Origin of the sequence: Sanyastnella coralliicola (genome assembly GCF_030845195.1) — a bacterium.
GTDB lineage: Bacteria > Bacteroidota > Bacteroidia > Flavobacteriales_D > Sanyastnellaceae > Sanyastnella > Sanyastnella coralliicola.
Genome location: NZ_CP132543.1, coordinates 3,916,719 through 3,936,953 on the forward strand (window position 1 = coordinate 3,916,719; position 20,235 = coordinate 3,936,953).

Sequence of the window (20,235 nt, forward strand, 5' to 3'; positions counted from 1 at the left end):
AGTTTATATCTTTGAACAAATAGGTGAGTAATCACCATAATACACCGCCGTATGGGATGTGAAAGTTGTTCGAACAATTCGAATGGCTTGCCGAAGGGATGTAAAAACAACGGAGCTTGCGGTGTTAGTGGCTGTAATAAGTTAGAGGTATTTGACTGGCTATCAGGGATGCAACTCCCAGACAACCAGAACCCTTATGATATTGTAGAAGTGCGATTCAAGAATAGCCGAAAGGGATTCTATCGCAATTCAGAAGGATTAGAACTCCATATCGGAGATGTAGTAGTGGTGGAATCTTCACCAGGCTACGATGTTGGAGTTGTGTCATTGACAGGAGAATTGGTGAAGATCCAATTGAGTAAAAAGAACGTCAAAGACAACCACGAAATCCGCAAGATACAGCGCAAAGCAAGCGACAAAGACATCGATCTTTGGCAAGAAGCCAGAATGAAAGAGAAGGAGACCATGATCAGGTCTCGAGAGATAGCGCAGCACTGTGGGCTTGCGATGAAAATCAGCGATGTTGAATATCAAGGAGATAGCGCGAAAGCTACCTTCTATTACACCGCTGAAGACCGTGTTGACTTCCGAGAATTAATCAGAAAATTAGCTGAGGCCTTCAAGGTGCGCATCGAAATGCGCCAAATCGGAATGCGTCAGGAAGCCGGAAGACTAGGTGGAATTGGATCGTGTGGGCGCGAACTATGTTGTTCCACATGGTTGACTGATTTCCGCAGTGTATCAACTGGAGCAGCTCGTTACCAGCAGCTAAGCTTGAATCCTCAGAAACTGGCTGGGCAATGTGGAAAGCTGAAGTGCTGTCTCAACTATGAGCTTGATCAGTACAAAGAAGCAGTGAAGGAATTCCCTTCTTCAAATGTTCGCCTTGAATTGGAAGGTGGACGCGCAAACCACTTCAAAACAGACATCTTCAAACGCATCATGTATTTCATGATTGAAGGTGAACGCGGTGGTTCTCCAGTAGCTGTTGGCCTGGATGATGTTCTTGAGATCATGGAGATGAACAAACGCGGTGAAAAACCGATGTCGCTGCAAGATTTCTCGATCACTCAAGAGGTTGAGGTAGAAGACGATTTCATGAACGTGGTGGGTCAAGACAGCCTCACACGTTTTGACAAGAAGAAGAAGCGCAAGAAGCGTCCATCGCGTAACAGGCGTTCAGGTCAACCTCAGAATAAGCAAGGAGGAGGACAGAAACCGAAGTCGGGTGGCGGCCAGTCAAAGGCCAGAAACGACAAAGGTGGAGCCCAAAATAAGGGAGGAAATACTCAGCAGAAGAGTAACAACCCCCAAAACAAAAGTAACTCTGGGCAACGTCCGAACAGAAACAAACGAAGAAGACCAAGCGGAAAAGGCAAAGGGCCGGCTCAAGGAGGTGGACCGAAAAAAGAAGGATGATAACTCGACTCCATACCATCTTAGCTTGTTTGACGCTCATCAGCGTGTTGTACGCTTGCACTCCAGCACCGTTTTATGAAGAAATGAAGACGGTGAATGGGACGTGGGATGCGAACGATCCTGGTGTGTTTGAATTCGAGATTTCAGACACTACACAGAAGTACACCATGCTGATGAATCTCCGTCACACGGAGGCGTATCCGTACAGCAATATGTATGTGTTCATGCAGCTAGACTTCCCCAATGGAAAGAAGTCCGTGGATACCCTTGAGTGTTTGCTAGCCGACCCTCGCGGTAAGTGGGGTGGAAGGAGTATGGGTGACCTCGTTGATCACCGCATCGGTTTACGACAGAAGAATGAACCCGTGATATTCCCGCTGAAAGGAACCTACAAGGTGACCATCACCCAGGCTATGAGAGAAGATCCCCTCAGAGAAGTGATGGACATTGGTTTTGCCTTGGAAGAGTGGGAATCAAACTGAGCCTTTTACTTTTAAGTAGAGCGCTCGAAAGAGCAATAACCAGGGTGTACCATGCAAAGCAAGGTCAGCCCAATCCATGAGTTTCATGCCTTCAGCTCCGCCAATGACCCATCGTAATTTCCCGATGAGATGTGGTTCTGGAACGAAAGGAGCGAGCCCCAGGGTCAAGCTCAATAGTAACATGAGCTTCCAGTTATTCAGCGTAGCCAGCATTACTTCGTCGTAGGGAATCCGCTATTTTTCCAAGCACGGTAGCCTCCGTCGAGATTGTAAACTTCTTTGAAGCCCATTTCGTGCATGATGTCCATGGCTTTACCGCTTCTGCCACCAGCTGCGCAGTACACGAGCACTGGACGAGATTTATCGAAACCTTCCAATTGAGTCTTGAAGTCGTCGTCATAGAAGTCTCTATGTTCCGCGTTAGCGATCATACCAGCATCAGCTTCTTCAGGAGTACGAACATCCAGTATTAGTGCGTTTGACTTGGAGTTCATCAACTCTTGAAAGGTGCTTGGGTCTACATCTTTCGTTATAGTTGCTGCTTCCGTTTGAGTCATCCCTTCTGAGATGTCGTTCGAAGGAGGTGGAGCTTCATTTCCGCCGCAGGCGAAAAGAAAAGCGATCATAAGAGCGCTGAGAAAAGTGTATTTCATGATGATGTTTCTAATCCTAATGTAGCCAAAGATCATGAGTATGGAACTGAGCTACAGTGATTGTGGTCACCAAAAAGAAAGTCCCGGCTTTCACCGGGACTAACACTAAACCTGCTCGCGTTCTTCCTGCTTACTTTCGGGAGGGGAAGCAGAAAGTTCGTACCAGTCGATTCCACGGGAAAGTCCCATGACGACAGCTAACACCGTGAAGACACCCAGACTACCAATCAAGAGAGAGTAGTGCTCCATCTGAATGATGGTGAAAATGAAACCATAAAGCACAACCAACACGCCCGTGGTCAGCGCCGCCAAACGCAAACTCTTGAGAACTGCTCGGGTGTAGAAGGCTATGAGGATCAGCGTCATAAGCGCCGACACGATGTATGCAATGTTGAAGAGTACGTACTCACTCAAGGAGAGGAGCAGCACATAGAATACCACCAAAGAAATTCCAACGAGGAGGTATTGAATCGGGTGTACGTGGATGCCCTTGATGACCTCCACGAAGAAGAACACCAAGAAGGTACAAGCGATGAAGAGGATAGCGTATCTCGTCACTCGGTGCGCCTTTGTGTAGTTGTCTACCGGCATTAATAGATCAACCCCAAAACTGCTTCCGTAGAAGTTAAACTCACCACCTTTCCATTGCTGAGGGAAGTGACGATTCAGGTGAAGAATCTTCCATTTGGCGGTGAATCCATCGTCACTTACTTGGCGTTCATCCGGTAAGAAATTCCCAGTGAATCCTGGATCAGCCCACGGGCTATTTAGCGTCAGTTGGGATGTTTTTCCTACTGGAACAAAGAACAGACGTTCGCTTCCTTTCAGGTCAAGTTGGAAACTGAAATGTTGCTCAGCGATAGCCTTGTCGAAGTTCACTGCAGCTTGAAGACCAGAGTTCACAATTTGTTGGGTACGAACCCCCTGTTCGAATCTACTGGTGTTTTTATTCCACTGCAATTCAATTTGTTCGTCAATTCCTTTAAGATCAGATAGGCCTACATTGAGTACCGCTTGATCATAGTGGATTTCAGTATTGGCGGTGTCTACTTGACCGAGATTCGGGGCAGTGAAGAAACCATCAATATTGATTTTGCTGCTGTAAACCACGGCTTCGTAAATCCCTCTGTTTCGTTGTTGAGGGTCGATGTCACCGGTCATATTGAGTTCTTCCGGCATGATGTGAAGGTAGAAGCGTTCCTTTTTGACATTAATGCGTCCGTCTCCCATTTTCGTGCGTTGGAGGATTTTGTCACAAGGGATGGTGATGAAAGGTCCAGAAATTGTTTGTTGCGCACCCCATTGAGAAGAGACTTCGTTTCGCGCTGATTGCTGAAGCATTTCGCGTTCGTTCACAAGATTCTGAACGAGGAGGGCAGGGAAAAGGAGTATAATGACCAGAAGGATCACTGTTAACACCTTGAATAACATGCGGCTAGTTTTCATTTGATTCGGTTTGATGTTCCAAATCTCTAGCCTAGAATTCTCTCAATGAAGGGGAAATAGTAAGCGCGTCGTCACGACAGGAACTCGTCGTGAATTCGAAAGTGTTAACAAGATTGATTACAAAGATCTAAGTCGAATTCCCGCGAATATGGTACGTGGCATCGCAGGACCGTAAACATAATTGCTGTCACGGTTTTTTCCGGTATCGAAATCGTTTTGATAGGCGTTGGTAATATTTCGTACACCTCCGAATATCTCTAGTCCACTGCTCTCGCTAACGCGGAATAGGTAGGAGCTTCTGATGCCTATTTCCGTAAACACTTCGGATGTCTCGTAGGCGTCTTCTTCTTGCTCAGGAGCTCCCGCAAAATGGGCAATTAACATCGAGCCAGTGTGCACGAGATTCACCGTTGTCTTCCATTTGTTTGATGGAGTGAATGTAAAAGTACCGTAGCCGTACGCATCCGGAGTTCTAAGAAATCTTGCCGTTGGTTCTAACCCCTCAATGACATCCACAGGGTTGTCAAATTCGCTTTGTTGTAGTGTGAATCCAACTTCGGCTTGAACCTTGCCGTCGTAATTTGCTCGTCCCTCTACCGTAATACCCTGAACTATAGCACCATCACCGTTTTGCTTCTCGAAACGAGCCCCAAAGTCATCGAACCCAAGAGGCGCAAGGAAGAAAGCGTCGTCGAGCTCCGTATAGAAGGCTTCAAGGGTGATTCCGACGATGGAGTTCATTCTTGGACGATCGTAATTGAACGAAGCAGTGAAACTATTTGACCGCTCTTCAATGAGGGTTGGAGCCAAATTCACGCGAGAAATACCTCCTCCGGCAAACGCAATATGAAGGTCAGTATCAAAGGCTTGAGGAGCTCTGAAGCCGCGACCCCAGGCAAACCGGAGCTGCGTGTATCTTTTGGGCGTATACATCAGTGAGACCCTTGGAGAGATAATCGCTCTGTCTACCAAATTGTGTTCGTCAATCCGGGCACCTGCTAGAAGGTTTACTTTTTCGCCCACCTTCCAGTCAGATTGTACAAACGCTCCGAAGTTCTTCGTCTGCTGATCAATCAAATAATTGTAGCTAGGAATTCTATCGTCGACATCGTCTAGTAAATATTCACCTCCAACTGTAATCACATTTTCGCCAAGTGGAAAGCTCCGGAAGCGATGATTGAGTTGCAGACCACCTTGCATAGTCGTTGTCAAAGATGTTCCGTAAGGAGGGTTGAGCAGAAAGGCAGTCAATTCATCTTCGTCATCGGGGAGAATGCCGGTGTAATGATCTCGATCGGTCCGTTGCCCGGCGACGTAAGCAATGAGCGAAGAATTGTAGTCTTTTGAATTAATCTGATAGTCGATGTTTCCCATCAATACGTTGTGGGTGCGGTCTTCCGCTTGCTGTGCTAGATGGGCCGGTCCATCGACCATTTCTCCACCATATCTCTGTTCAACCATACTGCTAAAGTTGATTTCCAACTTTTGATTGGTTGTAGGGAGAAAAAAGTAGCTTCCTCCAAACGCATTTAAGTCGAGGGAGGGTAGCTCAGAATAGTTGTCACCGTTATGGTCATACCATTCTCTTTGCCTGTGGTTGAGATAAAGGGCGACCCCTGACTTTCCCGAATTGCTCAGGATGGTACCATTGGCCATTGTCATCACATCATTGGCCTCACCATTGATGGAGCTGTAACGAGTGGAAATATCAAAAGTATTAGCACTTGGAACTTTCGTGATGACATTGACCGTACCACCAATGGCACTGGACCCATACAGAGCACTTCCGCCTCCGCGCACGATCTCGATACGCTCGATCATATTAGCTGGAAGTTGCTCCATGCCATATAGGCTAGTTAAAGGACTGAAAATTGGTCGTCCATTAATCAAGATTTGAGAATAACCACCCGCAAGACCATTCATCCGGAGTTGCGTGTAATTACATGTTTGACAGTCTGTCTCTACGCGTAATCCTGGTTGGAAGATTAAGCCGTCCGATAAGTTGCATGCCCCGACGTTCTCCAATTGAATATCATCTATGATATTGACAATTACCGGTGTTTCAGTCTGCCTCTTATTGGTTCTTGTGCCGGTGACTACGACTTGGTCAAATTCAATCACATCCACTTCAAGAGTTTCGGTGAGATGAACATGTGATTCCGAAGAAGGGATATATACAACGCGCTTCTTGGTTTTGTAACCTAGGCTGTGGAATTCCAGGTAAATGGAATCAACAGGAAGGTCAAAGATGGAAAAATTGCCCTCCGCGTCTGTCTGTAATCCTTGTTGTCCCGAAGATGAGGTAGACCAGAGCACACCTGCAAAAGGTAGTGGCTCTCCTTGAGATTGAATAGAACCATGAATCTGGCCTTTTTGCGCAAACAGCGAATTGGCTAATAACAGCGCAACGATGACAATCAGGTGCTTCATGAGCAGTTTTTTCCTATTGCAAAGATAGATATTTAGGTTAGTCTAAAAAATAATATCGAATACAGGAAAATGTTCTATTTGGGTAATAAAAAAGCCCCGCGTTAACGGGGCTTTCGAATATGTTGCGATGGATACTTACAGCTTCACAAATCGTGTGCTGATCATTTGTGTATCATCAGAGTAGTTCAAGAGGTAAGTACCTGTAGGTAGTTCACTCAAGTCAATTTGGATCATTTGCTGAGATGACTGCGCAGTCAAAACTGTACGTCCGCTAAGATCAACAATGGTGATCTGTCCGCCATTCAATGGCTGAGAACTCTTCACTGTTAATACTCCTTCTGTAGGGTTCGGGTAGGCGATCAATTTCGTTGCGGCTATTTCTTCTACGCTTACGAAGTCATTCACGATTCCTTGGAATGCTTGGTGGTATAGGTTCGCAATGCGCGCATCGTGAACGATGACCGTATTCTCGTCATTTACCGTTTCGGCAGAAGTAGACCAGTTGTGTGAACCTGTTACAACCATTGGGTCAGCCAATGTCTGAGAGTGATCGACGATAGCAAACTTGTGGTGCATCTGATTTGTAACAGCTGAGTGGTCGTATACAGTGATACCAGCGTTCACAAGCGTTTCGTATTCTGAACCAGTATTGTTCACTTGTTCCATCACAACGATTGGGTTGATGAAGATGCTTTCTCCCATTTCAACTACTGCTTCGCCAAGGTCGTTACGAGTGAACGAAAGTGTAGCGATCTCTAAGTCGTATTCTGTAGTTAGAATCGCGTTTTCGATCGCACGAGTTGTTCCGTCAGAAGGACTGAAGTACAGCTCTACATCAGAACCACCGATGATGAATTTCTCTGGTGTATTCACCAATTTATCTCCACCGAAACGAGCGTTACCTGCGTTTGGCTCTGGTCCGTCGGTTCCCCACATCTCGTTGAACTCAAGTGTGTATGCGCGAGCCAAACTTTGATCTTGGAAAATGATCAGGTTGTTAGGATCTGTAACCAGGTTGCTTGTTGTCAAGTTGGTAGATCCCGTCAATACAAACGCAAGGTCTGTGTAGTCAGCATCCATCACCAAGAACTTGTTGTGCATACCTGAACCTTCGTCATCCGGACGGAACAATACTGGAATTCCAGCATCGAAATCATCTACACCGATGTTCGCAGTGCCACTGTGGGCGATGTAACGTACTTGTACTCCGTTACTCTGTGCTTCATTGATGGCATCGACGATGACATCATTATTGATGTTGTATGCAGCGATGTCAAGTGTGTGCTCTGCTCGAGTGATGTAAGCAGCGATGGTATCGTTCATGTCAGCACCGATGTTCAGTGCGAGTTCGTCTGTTGCTACACTGTTGTCAACAGGGTGGTTGAAGTAAGCGAGAATGTCACCGCTCGATTCAGAAACGGTTGCAAAAGCCAACACGTTCGATTCAGTATTGTCTTCACCAGCCGCAGATGAAACACGACAGAAGTAAATAGTTCCAGGCATCAATCCTGATAGATCAATAGAGTGATCTGTAACCGCGTCTGCACTGTATACTTCGTCATCCAAGGCGTCTGGTGACAAACCGTACTCAACTTTCGAGTCACCAGCATTGTCAGTCAACCACTCCAGTGTAAACGAAGTCGTCGTAATGTTGTCTTGATCAACTGTAGATGCAATATTGATTGCTGACGAAGGGATCAAATCGTCAGTAGAACGAGGAAGGATTTGGTATCCATCTCCTGTTCCATCTGGATCGAATTGAGATAGAATCCCGATGATCGTTACTTCACCTGCAGGAAGAAGCTCGTCTACAAGGTAGTTCCCGTTACGTACGTAGATCACTCCTTGTTGTCCACTAGCTTGGTAATTGTATGTGCTGTTTCCAGAGATGATTGTTCCACCTTGATCGAAGGTAGCTGCCTCTACCGTTAGGAGTACACCTTCTAGGTCTTCTTCCAGCTGATCAGGAGTGATCGTCATTGGAGCTGGTAGTGGGTTGCCGCTGCTGTTAATAGTTACAGACGCCAATGTTGGACCAACTTCTAGAAGTCCGTTGAATTCACTGATTGTACCTGTTACTGTTACTTCGTCACCGAGTTGTGGTTCGTCCCATCCTTCCCAATCGAATCCTGGGTAAAGTGCGATTCCACCCGTTGCATCTTGGATGTAGCGCACAGAACCCAAACTAGCGTCGTTCGTTACAATTCCAGTTACTGTCACCTCGTCATCAATGCCGTAGTTAGTACGTGCATCAAGGATGTCTGTCTGTGCGAAGCTTACAGCGCTCACCAATGTGAACGCAATGAGTAGTAGTTTTTTCATTTTCATCTATTAGAAACGTACGCGGATCGACAGGTTTCCACGAGCTCCGTAGCCCATATAAACACTCGCTGAAGACGCGTCAAAATTACTTTCTGAGAAATTGTAGCGCAGCTGGTCATCGTAGCTTCCATTTTGTCCTCGGTAGAGGTAGAATGGGAAGACATCGTTATTCTGCGCATTGATAATGTACAATGTATTCAAGAGGTTGAACCCACTCAATCGAACATCGATCTGTGAATCCTTTACCTTAAATGTATATCCTGCGTGTAGGTCAAGAAGGCCGTAGGCTGGGATCTCCCAACTTTGACGTCCTTCATTCTCGCCGTTGAGGCTGAATGGGTCGAAGTCAGCAAAGTGACGTGCGAACCAAGTGAAGCGAGGCTTCACATAGAAGCCTTTCTTCTGCATCTTCATCGCTCCACCAATCATCGTTTGAGGGGCATCTCCAACAGAGACCCCTTGAGCATTGTAGCTTACTGTAACAACTTCACCTTCTGCATCAACAAACGGACGATTCGTTTCCACATCGATCAGGGTGAGTTCATCTTCTGAACTATCCCATTTCCAATCCCCAAGGGAAACAAACCCTTCTACGGTGAACATATCATTGATCTGGTAGGCTCCGTCTACTTCCACGCCCATGTGAACAGCACTCATCGAGGTGATGTTTGCCTGAAGAATTCGCTCTACACCTTGAGAGTCTTCAATGACCACACGAAGGAGTTCATCCAATGGACGGTTGTTCCAATCAGTGAAGTAACCATTGACGTTCAAGGTGAATGGGAACTTGCTGTATTTGTACCCAAGTTCAATCGAATTGATAATCTCGTTCGCCGTGTTTTTCACGAACTGGTTATCGAATCCAATTACGTTCTGAAGTACTGGTGTACGGTTTAGGTGACCAACGTTCATAAAGGCACTGTTCCACTCGTTGAGGTTGTAGTTACCTCCCATCTTTACGGTGTAGCCTGGAAGCCACTTCCAATCCGAACGTGAAGTTCGTGTGCCGTCTCCGTTGTGGTATACAACAGTTGCATTATTCAGGGTGTCTCCTCCAACAACCCATTGGCTGTCTGTTCCACCCATGAGTGGGTTTGCATCGTCGTCATCAACGACGAAGAAGTCGCCATTGTCGTTATTCAATACGAACGCATCTTGTACGCTCAATTGCTGGTAGTATACGATGTCATCAACCACCACATCTTGAGGGGCGAAATAATCTACACGGTTATATCCTTGGTAAACACCACTTACGTTTAAGAAGGCTGTCCATAGGCGGTCTTTGTATTCGAGAAGTCCGAAAACTCCTCCCCAACGAACGAAAGAATCGTAGTAGTAACCGATGCGATCTCCTTCGTAGCGTTCTTCTGGTAAGGTGTTGGCATCACCGTTGTTATCAATCCAGTATTCTGCACCGAGAAGGTCATGTACCTCTGCGTAGTGTTCGCCTTGGTAATCTCGAAGGTCAATTCCTCCTGAAAGATTCCAGCGATTGTCAATTTCGTAGTTGAAGGTGCTCAACAATCCGTACCAATAATGGTTGTTGAATCCTTTTCGCAGAATCCACCCCGCTTGCGGACTTGGTGGGCCTCCGAAGATGTTCGGCTGGGTATGGGCGTCATAGAAACGCTGGAAGTCTACTTGTCCGGCAGCATTGAAATCACCGTCTCCCAATCCCGGGCTGAGGCTTGTTCCTCCTCCTCGTCCGAATGAAGCGTACAGGTTATTCGAGATGAAGAACTTGTCTGAAACGTTCCAAGAGTGACGAAGTGAGAATAGGGGCTTGTGGTAGCGGTTCACACGCTCAATTTTAGGCTGGAAGTTTTCGCGGTTGGCATCGGTTGCCAACATACCCCAGTGTACGTTGTAGCGTGGTCCTTTTTCGATGATGTTCGTCGTATCAATGAAATCCGTCTGGTTCATCAAGAGTTCAAAGTCATCTACGGAATCATATCCGTATTCAGCATTCAAATCTGCAATCGCTTGTTCCTCTTCGGCTAGGTTAAGCTGGTCGTTTTTGATGGTCCAGTAGCGCACGGAGTAATCTTGCATCTGAGCGTATTCGGCATCTGTACCAGTGAAGAGGCCACGAGCGTATTCTTTGTCGTACGTAGCAATTCGTTGTTGGTACGAACGACGATTGTTCTCTGAGGGAGCTCCCATAGCAGAGATAGAGATGATGTGATCTCCTAGTTCTTTTTGAAGTTTTACGTAGTAGAACCAAGCGCGAGATCCGCCTTGGTCGATCCAACCACGGTTCTGCTGGTAACTTCCAGCGAGAGTATATCCCCAACCGCCATCAAGGCGTCCTGAGGTGTGTCCAAGCGTTACGCGGTAAAGGTCGGTGGTGCTTCCTTCCGCTTTCACCATAGTGTTGCGCTTGTTGTTAATTCCTTGAGTAAGGATGTTGATGGTTCCGCCGATGGCGGGAAGCGCAAGTTTCGAAGCACCGAGACCTCGTTGCACCTGCATTGTTTGAGTCACGACATCCAGTCCGAACCAATTATTCCAGAAAACGCCTCCGTTTTCCATGTCGTTCACTGGGATTCCGTCGATCATCACTGATACGTTTCGTTGTTTGAAACCACGGATAGTTACCGAAGGACCATTGTCGTCAGAACCTTCCTGGGTGGCATAGACACCAGGGGTACTATTCAAGATCATAGGGAGCGGCTGTGAAGCCAACTCCTCTTGGATCTGTATCGGTTTAACATCTGAAAAGGCCACCGGCGTCTCCCGGTCTACGAGGTCCGCAGTAACGGTGGCCTCTTTCAAGATGATCGTTTTCAAGTCAACATTAAGCTCTTTGCTTGGTCGGTTGATTTCCACTTCTCGGATGTAAGAAGCGTAACCAACATAGTTCACCTTCATGGTGTACTTTCCGTAAGCAAGTTCAGTGCTGTATCGACCGTCAAAGTCAGTCAATACACCAATCGGGTCTCCGTTTTGTGGTTCGAAGATGACCGTTGCCTGGATCAGTGTCTCGTGCGTGCTTTGGTCGGAAATGGTTCCCGTAACCTTAGACGTTTGAGCACTTAGCGACAAGCTTCCTCCTAATAGGACGAATAGGATAGCAAAGAGACGCATATGTCGAGGGTTTTGGTTGGTTACGCCTTAGCGTACCACAACGCGCTGTGAGAAGGTACGGTTACCTGCAAGTAGCGTGTTTACGATGTACATTCCTGCTTCAAGTTCATCAGTAGTGATCACTTGCTGCATAACGTTCATCTCTGGAACGATTGAAAGAACGATACGTCCGTTCTGGTCGTAGATGTCGATCTTTTCAATGTTCAAGTTTGAGTTGATCTGGAATTCACCTTCTGTCACTGGGTTAGGGAACAATGTGAATTCAACAGGGATCTCGATAGGAGCAACGCTGTTAGGATCACAAGCACAAGCGTGAGAACCTAGTCCATCCCAAGTGTTGCTTGGTAGTGAATCCCACTCAGCCAAAGCGTAGAATGCTGTTGGAGGAACAGTCACACCTGCAGTGATGTCGTACTTGCGACGAAGTGTGTGGTTCGCAGTAAGCCAAGCACCACCGTCATCTGATGTGTATCCTGCTTCTTCGTTGTCAGTCCATGCTGTACCTGGATCTTCTCCTGGCTTACCGAAGATGTCAACTACAGTAGATCCGTCTTTAACGAATACCAATGCGTCATCACCATTCATGTATGTTGGTGCTGGGTATGGGTTATCCAACTGATCAGCAAGCTGCTGCATCATTGGGTCAACCGCTGGTGAAATCTGTCCACCACCTAGATCAACGTCTTCGGTTTGACCGTTTACAACAACCCATGTTCCGTATGCAGGAATGGTTCCTACTAGGTTTGTTTCATCAGAAGCTGCTTGAGCTCCGTTTGACCAACGCTCTAGAACGTAAGGTCCTAGGTCAATGGCGTTTGGTGTAGGATTGTAGATCTCAAATCCTTTGTTGTTACCAGAGCCTTCACAGTACTCTGAAATGAATAGGTCCGTGCAACCTTGAGCGTAAGCTGCTTGTCCTACAAATAGTGCAATAGCAAGAGTAAAGATTGTTTTCATAACGTGTCTGTTAAATCCAATTTGGACAAGCAAAATTAGACAAGTTTCTGAGAGCCTGACAAGTTGGAGCTTATAAGGTCATGGAATGTTAACAAATGACTCGTTAGGAATTCACGGCTGAGGTGTCGTTGGATATCCTTAAATTTGACAATATCGCGTGGGGTGGAGCGACATAGTTGTGCCTCGTGAGATTAAAGCTAACTATTCAGGAGAGAGAGGATTCATGCGAGTAATAAAGCATTTACTCGGGGTATGTCTATTGTTTGCTGCGTTGCAGGTATCAGCAAACCACATACTCGGAGGGAACATAACGTATACCTGCCTTGGTGGTGACAACTACGGTGTCACCCTGACGATCTACAAAGATTGTTTTGGGTCCACTCCGGCTACCTTGCAAGAAGACGTCTTCTTTATTCCCGATGGTTGTACACTTCCATTCTCTATTCCTCTTCCCCTGCAGACAGAGACGGAGATCTCAGACCTTTGTGCATCCGAAATTGCGAATTCAAGTTGTTCTGGAGGATTCATCCCAGGAGCTCAACAGTTAACATACTACGCTGAAGTCACACTAGACTCTGGCTGTTCATGGGAAGCCAGCTGGGCTGCCGGTGACTGGAATTACTTCATCAACATGGACAACGGTATGCTTCCAACAGCATACTTCCTCACCACCATTGACCCAACCCAGGGTTGCAATGATTCGATTACTCCAGACAACGAATTCCCTATTCCGTATGTATGTGCTGGTGATCCGTTGAGCTATACACTGGAGTTCTTGAATCCTGGCGGTTACACCCTTGATTACACCTTGGTTTGTCCGCAAACTACAGGAGGGGTGGATGCTCCGATGATCTCGGCTTGTAATGAGCCTATTGCTGGAATGACTTTCGATGACGTTACAGGAACTTTTACAGCAACTGCTCCTGGCCTCTTCGGAAACTACGCGGCTACCGTCCAAGTAGATATGATTGATGGGGGAGGAAACATCATTGGTACAGTGATACACACCTTCGCGTTTACTGTACGTGCTTGTGACGCAACTCCTACGATTTTTACCGCGCCAGAAATCCAAGCGGTCTCTGATGATATTGTTCAAGTCAATGCTACCGAAGTAGACGCTTGTGTGGGTGACAGCCTTTCAATTACTGTGGAGGCGACCAATGCAAACATCTTCCGTACCATCACACTTTCGAGCGATTTCGAAACGCTTTACCCAGGAGGAACATTCACTCAAACAGGAATCAACCCTGCGGAAGGTGAACTCTTCGTAGTGGTAGATGAGTCAATGATAGGAACCAACGTGGTGACCGTAGATGCGATCGATGATGCCTGTATCAATCCAACGTCAGATCAAATTCAGTTGACGATTAACGTTGATCCATCACTCAACTTGAATGTTCCGGATACCCTGATCTGTTTCGGAGAATCGGTCAACATCGAAGCGACTGGAGACTCTGACTACACATGGAACGTGCTGTCAGGAGACCCAGATCTCGGTCTCGTTGGAAATGGAGGGTCGCAAACGGTAACTCCAGATGTTGCTACTCAAATTGAAATTACAGCCAACAATGCGGGTGCAGGATGTACCGCAACGGAGATCTTGAATATAGACGTAGCTATTTCTGACCTCACAGCGGTGATTACCAACGAGAGCTGTATCGGAAATGATGGTCAAATCGATGTGTCGATTGCAGGCTCTGCAGGGCCATATGAATATAGCTGGCCTGATATTCCTTCGGTAGCGCAGGATTTGACCGGTTTGGTTGGAGGCGATTATACCTTAAACGTAACTGACCTTGGTCTTGCAGGTTGTTCAAGAGATACCATTTTCACGCTGACAACAGCGCCACAGCCAAGTGGATCGATCAGCGGTGACATTACTATTTGCGAAGGTGATTGTGCAGACATCCTATTCACCATGGCTGGTACCGCACCCTTCGATGTGGAGCTACGCAACACGAATACAAACACATTAGAAGCTGTTCCTGCAGTGAACGACGGAGATACTTTTGAAGTTTGTCCGCTCGTAACCACGACCTACACCTTGGAGCTGATTGAAGACAGCAACACTCCTCAATGTGAATACACAATACCGAGCAGTGTGACGGTGACAGTTCGACCAACAGTGACAGCTACATTTCTAGACCCAGGTTCTATCTGTGCAGGAGACGATGTTGATCTTGAGGTTGACATTAACCAAGCAGGAAACTACGAAGTGACGTACAGTCCGAACGATGGAAACCCGATGTCACCGGTAGTATTGAGCGATGGTGATGTCATCAATGTTTCGCCTCCAGTTACAACGAACTATAGCATTACCCAGGTGCAGTACACGGATGCTCCGAACTGTCCGAATACGACAGTCAGCGCGTTCCAAGTGCAAGTTGATCCACTGCCTACGGCGACTTTATCTGGTTCAACGACCATTTGTGAAGGTGATGCGGTCAGCTTGACTATTGACCTAACAGGAACAGGTCCATGGGAAGTAACGCATGATTATGCAGGTGATGCTTCACCATTGATCATCGTTGCAACGCCATTCACTTGGAACTTGGCGAATTCTCCAGCGACAACGACTACGATTAACTTGACAGGGGTGACCGATACAGGTACGAACTGTTCACAAGCAGTGACTTCGGATGTGACCATCACTGTGAACGCGCTACCATCAGCTTCTGTGTTGAGTGACGCTACGATTTGTAGTGATGTGACTCAAAACATGGAATTCGACCTTGTAGGTCCAGGTCCATTTGATGTCATTTGGAACGCTGGCGCAGGAAGCACCAATGCGGTGGGTATTGATGACGGTTTTGTGGTTGCCATTGACCCCGTTGGAAACACGAACGTTTGCATCGAGTCTGTAACAGATGCCAATGGATGTGTGAACACCACGTTGAGCTGTGCTACACTCACAGAAATTCCGTTGGCAGAGGCATATTTGACTGACGCGAATGCTGCCATTTGTGCTAATGACTGTTATGATATCGCGTTCACGTTCAATCAAGGTACGGGACCGTATGAATTTGAGGTAACAGAAACCGATGATAACGGGGCAGTCAACAATACGATTCAACTGAATGCAGGTGATACCTACCAGGTGTGTCCTGTAGGTGACTACAACCTTACGATCACTTCTGTGACAGATTTAGGAACAGGGTGCTCAGCAGATTTCGCCAACGGCACAACCATTGATATCGCTGTTACACCGATTTCGACCATTGCCATTTCTGGCGATGCTGATATCTGTGATGGAGACTGTGGTGACTTGACCTTCACTTTCACTGACGTTCAAGGGCCGGTTACTTTTGACTTAAATGGAGTAACAGTTGGACCTCTTGTAGATGGAGTTGATATCATCGGAGGCGTGTACACGATCCAAGAATGTCCAATCGCCACAACTACTTACACGGTTACGAATTACGTTGACGCGGCAACCGTGTGTTCCGATATCGCAGTGGGTGAAGATGCCGCTACACTCACGGTAATCTCGTTGCCAGATGCCAGCTTCGTTTCTGATGTGGAGATTTGTGAAGGCGTTGATCCTTTCGAACTTGAATTCGCGGTAACCAATGGACCGCTAGACATCGATGTTGAATTTGATGATGGCGTGAATACCACTACCCAAACAGTGGTAGGAGTGAACGACGGAGACTTATTCCCTATCGACAACACCATCGGAGGTACCTACACGATTACTTTCGTGACTGACAATGGAATGCCTACGACATGTACGAGCAACCCTGACGCTTCCGCGGTAGCGACAGTATTCACTTCTCCTGTGGTAAACAACATCGATACCCTTTGTGCGAACACAGGAGACACATGGGAAATTACATTCGACATCACTTCAGGTGATCCAGCAACCTACGCTATCGATATTCCAGGAACATTGACAGATCAGGGAGGCGGCCTTTGGTCGTTTGTGAGTGATCCGTTGATTCCAGAAGATGGAGCGAACGTGACCATTAATGATGTCAATAACTGTAACCCATTCAACTTCACGCTAGATCCGTTTACTTGCCCAATCTTGACAGATGCTGGAACGGTGGATGAAGATCTCATTACGATTTGTGACTCCGGGGTACTAACAGCTTCACCTAACGGAGATGAAATTCTAGATGGAAATGATGTGTTGAGCTTCGTTATCCATGATAGTCCAGACGAAAACCTGGGCATTGTCTACTACATCAGTGACACCCCGTCATGGGATGTTACTGCAGACTTGGATGTCCCTGGAGTGCTTCAGTACGGCGTTACCTACTACGTTTCAGCCGTAGCTGGTGACGATGACGGTGCGGGTACTGTTGATCTTGGTGCACCTGGAGTAGATATTTCAGTTGGAGTTCCTTTTGTTATCGTTGAGACGCCAACAGCAACCCTTTCAGGAGGTGCTACGATCTGTGAAGGTTTGACTACTGACCTTCAGGTAGATTTCACCGGTACTGGTGATTATACAATTCAACTCGCTCTTGATGGGGTTGAATTAGCGAATAGTCCTTTTGGACCTACCGCTGATAACCCATTCATCATTCCAGTTGGAGATGCAGGTAGCTATACTCTATTGAATGTATCCAATGAATTCTGTCCGGGAACTGTGGCTGGTCAAGCTGATGTCATTGTCAACCCTGAGCCAACAGCAACGCTGAGTGGCGGAGGCACCTTCTGTGCTGGAGGTTCGTTAGACCTTACATTAGACCTAACTGGAACTCCGAACTGGGATGTGACAATCGTTAATGACAATGATAACGACGGGGTCATAGATTTCTCTGAAGTCATCAATGTTGGTGCTACTCAAACGACTTACACAGTGAACGACAGCTTGCTGTGGTTCGTCGACACCGTAACTGACGGGAATGGATGTATCAACGATACGGATTCGAACGTCGAAACTGTTGAGATTGACCCACTTCCTACAGCAACATTTGCTTTTGCAGATACGAGCTTCTGTACAGGGACCAACATTGACCTGGTCGTTGATCTTACTGGAGCAGCTCCTTATGACGTGACTTATTCACTCGACGGGGTGCCAACAACACTTACGATTGCGGCTAGCCCAATGGTGTTGAACATCAACACGCTAGGGCAGTACTGCATCGATGAGGTGCTAGATGCCAATGGTTGTCAATCATTCCCGGCTGTTTGTATTCAGGTGACTGAAATTCCAATTCCAATTGCTGATGCAGGTGCCGATGCGGTATTCTGTACTGGAGATGTTCAGTTCATTGGTGCACCGGCTGTGGCGGGATATGAATACGCATGGAACAACACAGATAACCTGAATGATACAACGCTATCTGCTCCTCAAGTGACCTTGACGAACGACGGAATGGTTCCAATCATTCTAGACATCGAAGTGATTGTTACGGAAGGATTCTGTTCGGCAACGGATCAAACACAAGTGACGATTAATCCATTGCCACAAGCAGAGGCTGGAGATTCTACGCTCATTTGTTTTGGTGATGCGGTGACCTTGAATGCCACGGGTGGTGATACCTACCTATGGGAAACTAGCCCTGCTTTTACACAGGGAGGCGAGGATACCTTCAACCCAACTGTTGAGCCGCCTTCAAGCCAGTGGTTTGTAGTGAATGTGACAGATGCTAACCTCTGTTCTGCTGAAGATTCGGTGTGGGTGAATGTTCCTCAAGACTTCGTCTTGGCACAGAGTTTCACCAATGAGATTTGTTTCGGAATCTGTGATGGTAACATCGAACTAGCCATCGGTGGTAGCTACCCGCCATACACTTATGCGTGGGACGAGGTTGCGGATACGACACCGATGATCGACGGTCTTTGTCCAGGTGATTACAACTACACGATCACTGATAGTATTGGCTGTCAATTCACCGGTTTAGTGACAATTGCTGAAGATGAAGAGTACTTCCTTGATGATGTGATCATTACTCCTCCAACTTGTTTCGGAGACGAAACGGGTGTGATGGATGTTGAAAGTGCCACAGCTGTTAACTTCACCTGTGAGCCTACTGGCGAAACCAACAACCTTGGAATTTTCACCAACCTTCCGGCCGGTACTTACGATGTCTTCGCAACTGATGCTAACGGATGTATCGCTGATTCAACGGTGACGCTGACTGAGCTCTCTGCAGAGATTACTATGGACCTCAACATCCTTGACCTTGTGGTTTGTTTTGAAGATGAGGTGAATTTACTCGCTAACGCGGAAGGGGGAGATGGTACCTTCACATACACATGGTATGGAGACCTTCCTCCTACAGATGAGCTTTCAACTGACAACCCGTACATCACGAACGTTACTGAAGATTTGACGGCGTACGTTGTTGCCTTGGATGGCAATGGTTGTTCTTCAGATACACTGCTTTCGAACATCACTTTGAACACACCGATTTCACTCGAAGTTGGTCCTGCAGATGTCATTGAGATCTGTGAAGGTGAGTGTGTTGATCTTTTCGCTAACGCGGAAGGGGGTAGCGGTCCACTTCAGATTGACTGGGTGGAGACATCAATTACAGGAGATGTAATTTCGAACCTTCCAAATGTTAATGACTGTCCACCAGATGTGAATGAAGTCATCTACGAAGTGACGGTAACGGATGGATGTGCACAACCAGCCATCGACTCCATTATCGTGAACATCTTCGAAGTACCTGTTCCTGACTTCAGCTTTGATGTCGAATCAGGATGTTTCCCCGTAACGGTAACCTTCACGAACGAGACCGATGATAGCTTCTTCGGAGATTGTACATGGAACCTAGGTAATGATGACGTTCAAGATATCTGTGGAGACATCGTGTACACCTATGCTACGCCTGGCGAGTACTTCCCTTCGTTGACAGTAACTGCTCCTAGTGGTTGTGTGGGGACGACGGTTTCGGATTCAGCGATCTACGTGTACGATTACCCAATTGCTGACTTCTTCTACGAGCCATTCCCATTGACTACGCTCGAGAACGAACTCGACTTTGTAAATGCTAGCGACAATGCTCAGTTCTTTGAATGGAACTTTGCCGGTCTTGGAACAAGTATCGAAGCGAACCCTAGCTTCACATTCCCTCCACTAGACCTAGCTGTTTGGGAAGTGTGTTTGATTGCGACAAGTGAATTTGGTTGTCCTGATACCGTATGTAAAGACATCACCAGTGAAAGTGAACTCTTGGTTTACGTTCCAAATGCCTTTACACCTGATCAAGATGGAATCAACGAAGTATTCCTCCCTGTATTTGGCGGAGGTGTGGTCTTCGATGATGAGTACGAATTCGCCATCTTCGATCGTTGGGGAGACAAAGTCTTCACGACCAATGACCCAGCTATCGGTTGGGTAGGTAACCTCGATGCTGGCGGGTACTTCGTTCAAAACGATGTCTACGTTTGGCGTGTGGTTGTTCGTTCGGTTGAGACCGGTGAATTGGTCGAGTTCGAAGGGCATGTGACTATTTTGAGGTAGATTCGAGGCAGCAATC

10 protein-coding genes are annotated in these 20,235 nt (G+C 46.9%); 3 read left to right on the forward strand and 7 right to left on the reverse strand.

The window, feature by feature from the left end; translation table 11 throughout:
- Positions 1-51: 51 nt before the first annotated feature.
- Positions 52-1,419 carry a PSP1 domain-containing protein gene (locus RA156_RS15970; RefSeq protein ID WP_306641538.1) on the forward strand — a complete coding sequence of 456 codons (1,368 nt, stop codon included), beginning with the start codon at positions 52-54 and terminating at the stop codon, positions 1,417-1,419.
- The gene (locus tag RA156_RS15975) at positions 1,416-1,901 is read left to right on the forward strand and encodes a gliding motility lipoprotein GldH (RefSeq protein WP_306641540.1); all 486 of its coding nucleotides are present in this window, start codon (positions 1,416-1,418) and stop codon (positions 1,899-1,901) included. The genes RA156_RS15970 and RA156_RS15975 overlap by 4 nt, the downstream gene beginning before the upstream one ends.
- Here the strand turns inward: RA156_RS15975 and RA156_RS15980 are convergent.
- The 7 genes from RA156_RS15980 to RA156_RS16010 all read right to left on the reverse strand — a co-directional run bounded on the left by RA156_RS15980 (position 1,893) and on the right by RA156_RS16010 (position 12,796).
- Positions 1,893-2,114 carry a hypothetical protein gene (locus tag RA156_RS15980; RefSeq protein WP_306641541.1) on the reverse strand — a complete coding sequence of 74 codons (222 nt, stop codon included), beginning with the start codon at positions 2,112-2,114 and terminating at the stop codon, positions 1,893-1,895. The two genes, RA156_RS15975 and RA156_RS15980, sit on opposite strands and share 9 nt — an antisense overlap.
- Positions 2,114-2,554: a rhodanese-like domain-containing protein gene (locus RA156_RS15985; RefSeq protein WP_306641543.1), complete on the reverse strand. Its 441-nt coding sequence runs from the start codon at positions 2,552-2,554 to the stop codon at positions 2,114-2,116. The genes RA156_RS15980 and RA156_RS15985 overlap by 1 nt, the downstream gene beginning before the upstream one ends.
- 105 nt (positions 2,555-2,659) lie before the next feature.
- A complete protein-coding gene (creD, locus tag RA156_RS15990; protein WP_306641545.1) occupies positions 2,660-4,000 on the reverse strand; it encodes a cell envelope integrity protein CreD in 1,341 nt (446 codons plus the stop codon).
- A gap of 117 nt (positions 4,001-4,117) precedes the next feature.
- Positions 4,118-6,430, reverse strand: coding sequence for a TonB-dependent receptor (locus tag RA156_RS15995; RefSeq protein WP_306641547.1), 2,313 nt, complete (start codon positions 6,428-6,430; stop codon positions 4,118-4,120).
- A gap of 135 nt (positions 6,431-6,565) precedes the next feature.
- Positions 6,566-8,752, reverse strand: coding sequence for a phospholipase D-like domain-containing protein (locus tag RA156_RS16000; RefSeq protein ID WP_306641549.1), 2,187 nt, complete (start codon positions 8,750-8,752; stop codon positions 6,566-6,568).
- A gap of 9 nt (positions 8,753-8,761) precedes the next feature.
- Positions 8,762-11,839 (reverse strand): carboxypeptidase-like regulatory domain-containing protein, encoded by a 3,078-nt coding sequence (locus RA156_RS16005; RefSeq protein ID WP_306641551.1) that lies wholly within the window; start codon positions 11,837-11,839, stop codon positions 8,762-8,764.
- A 27-nt stretch (positions 11,840-11,866) separates the two neighbouring features.
- Positions 11,867-12,796: a lamin tail domain-containing protein gene (locus RA156_RS16010; RefSeq protein WP_306641553.1), complete on the reverse strand. Its 930-nt coding sequence runs from the start codon at positions 12,794-12,796 to the stop codon at positions 11,867-11,869.
- A 223-nt stretch (positions 12,797-13,019) separates the two neighbouring features.
- Here RA156_RS16010 and RA156_RS16015 point away from each other — a divergent pair, with 223 nt between their 5' ends.
- Positions 13,020-20,219, forward strand: a complete 7,200-nt coding sequence (locus RA156_RS16015) for a T9SS type B sorting domain-containing protein (protein WP_306641555.1) — start codon at positions 13,020-13,022, stop codon at positions 20,217-20,219.
- Positions 20,220-20,235: the final 16 nt, after the last annotated feature.

Excerpts from the sequence above, each read along its gene's own strand:
- RA156_RS16005 (WP_306641551.1), bottom strand. The coding sequence starts at position 11,839 with ATGCGTCTCTTTGCTATCCTATTCGTCCTATTAGGAGGAAGCTTGTCG.
- RA156_RS15980 (WP_306641541.1), bottom strand. The coding sequence starts at position 2,114 with ATGCTGGCTACGCTGAATAACTGGAAGCTCATGTTACTATTGAGCTTG.
- creD (WP_306641545.1), bottom strand. The coding sequence starts at position 4,000 with ATGAAAACTAGCCGCATGTTATTCAAGGTGTTAACAGTGATCCTTCTG.
- RA156_RS15985 (WP_306641543.1), bottom strand. The coding sequence starts at position 2,554 with ATGAAATACACTTTTCTCAGCGCTCTTATGATCGCTTTTCTTTTCGCC.
- RA156_RS15975 (WP_306641540.1), top strand. The coding sequence starts at position 1,416 with ATGATAACTCGACTCCATACCATCTTAGCTTGTTTGACGCTCATCAGC.
- RA156_RS15995 (WP_306641547.1), bottom strand. The coding sequence starts at position 6,430 with ATGAAGCACCTGATTGTCATCGTTGCGCTGTTATTAGCCAATTCGCTG.
- RA156_RS16015 (WP_306641555.1), top strand. The coding sequence starts at position 13,020 with ATGCGAGTAATAAAGCATTTACTCGGGGTATGTCTATTGTTTGCTGCG.
- RA156_RS16010 (WP_306641553.1), bottom strand. The coding sequence starts at position 12,796 with ATGAAAACAATCTTTACTCTTGCTATTGCACTATTTGTAGGACAAGCA.
- RA156_RS15970 (WP_306641538.1), top strand. The coding sequence starts at position 52 with ATGGGATGTGAAAGTTGTTCGAACAATTCGAATGGCTTGCCGAAGGGA.
- RA156_RS16000 (WP_306641549.1), bottom strand. The coding sequence starts at position 8,752 with ATGAAAAAACTACTACTCATTGCGTTCACATTGGTGAGCGCTGTAAGC.